This window comes from Collinsella sp. LCP21S3_C7 (genome assembly GCF_052118485.1).
GTDB lineage: Bacteria > Actinomycetota > Coriobacteriia > Coriobacteriales > Coriobacteriaceae > Collinsella.
Map to the genome: position 1 here is coordinate 1 of NZ_JBQKHC010000051.1, position 916 is coordinate 916.

Here is a 916-nt window from a genome sequence, read left to right on the forward strand (position 1 = left end):
CTAAAAAAATTGCGTGCCCTGGTCGAGAGGGACGGACTCTGACCAGGGCGAAGGTCGAGGCCGTGAGCGCCCTGCGCGAAGAGGGGTACGGGCTGGGGTGCCTGCTGGAGTGCGCCGGCCTGGCGAGGTCGAGCTACTACTACGCGCTGTCGCACCCGAAGGCTCCCACCAGGCCCGAGCTCTGGGAGGCCGCCGCCGAGATATTCTCGCGCACGGCCAACGGGTGCGGCCACAGGCAGATCGCCATGTGCCTGCGCGCCGAGCAGGGCGTGCGCATAGCCTACAAGACCGTGCTGAAGATGATGCGCGAGATGGGCATCAGCTGCGGGATCCGCCGCGAGACCGACTACCACAGGTACAACTCGTACAGGGGCAAGGTCGGAAAGACCTTCGAGAACGTCATCGGGCGCGACTTCGCCGCCGACGGGCCGTGGGAAAAGATGGGCACCGACGTCACCGAGTTCAAACAGCCCTGGGGCAAGGCCTACTTCGCGCCGGTCTACGACTTCGGCAGCAAGGAGATCGTCGCCTGGTCCACGTCGCTGCACCCCAACATGGCTCAGCAGCACGAGCTGCTCGACCAGCTCGTGTCCAAGAAGCCCAAGGGCTCCAGGCCGATCCTGCACTCGGACATGGGCTGGCAGTACCAGCAGGCCGGTTGGTGCAGACGGTTGGAGGAGGCCGGCGTGGTGCAGAGCATGTCCCGGAAGGGCAACTGCATCGACAACGGCGCGACGGAGCAGGTGTTCGGCCACATCAAGGACGAGTTCTTCCGCGGAAGGACGTGGCCGGACTTCGAGTCCTTCAAGGCGGACCTCGACGACTTCGTGGTCCATTGGAACACGAGGAGGCGCCAGGTTAAACTGAAGGGACTGACCCCGGAGGAGTTCCGGAGACAGTCCCTTGCGGCGTAGTT

1 protein-coding gene is annotated in these 916 nt (G+C 64.7%); it reads left to right on the forward strand.

The genetic code is table 11. The annotated features are described in order from the left end of the window. Window positions 1–914 (forward strand): IS3 family transposase (locus tag ACTQ1E_RS08820; RefSeq protein ID WP_441565889.1); only part of this gene is annotated, 914 nt, incomplete at its 5' end. Window positions 915–916 lie beyond the last annotated feature (2 nt).